Genomic DNA, 454 nt, shown 5'->3' on the forward strand with positions numbered 1-454 from the left:
AACTATTTTTTGATTTTATAACGTATACATTTGTATAAATAATTAAATATGAAAAAATTGAGTTTTAAATTTAGAGTTTTAGTTTGTTTGTGCTTTTTATCATTTGTAGTTAAAAATTATGCACAACAGGGTAATGTAAGTATAAATCAGGATAAAAACATTGATGCTTTATTAAATGCAAAGAAAGACATTAATAAAAATGAAGACAGTTCTGATAGATATAAAATTCAAATATACAATGGCAATAGAGCTGGTGCTTATGCTGCTCAAAAAGATTTCCATGAAACCTTTGCTAATTGGAGCTCTAGAATTGTATATGAGTCGCCTAACTTTAAAATTTGGGCAGGTAATTTTAGAACGCGATTAGAGGCAGACAAAGCTTTAAAACGCATAAAAAGTAAATTTGCTAGTGCTTTTATTTTTAAACCTAAAAAAGGCTAGTAACATACTATTA

Annotated in this window: 1 protein-coding gene; it reads left to right on the forward strand. The window is 26.9% G+C overall.

The features are described from left to right. Positions 1 to 48 precede the first annotated feature (48 nt). The gene (locus tag FUA24_RS08000) at positions 49 to 441 is read left to right on the forward strand and encodes an SPOR domain-containing protein (protein ID WP_147138264.1); all 393 of its coding nucleotides are present in this window, start codon (positions 49 to 51) and stop codon (positions 439 to 441) included. Positions 442 to 454 lie beyond the last annotated feature (13 nt).

The sequence above is a fragment of the Seonamhaeicola marinus genome, assembly GCF_008085455.1.

Coding starts and splice junctions, on each gene's coding strand:
- FUA24_RS08000 (WP_147138264.1), top strand. CDS start 49: ATGAAAAAATTGAGTTTTAAATTTAGAGTTTTAGTTTGTTTGTGCTTT.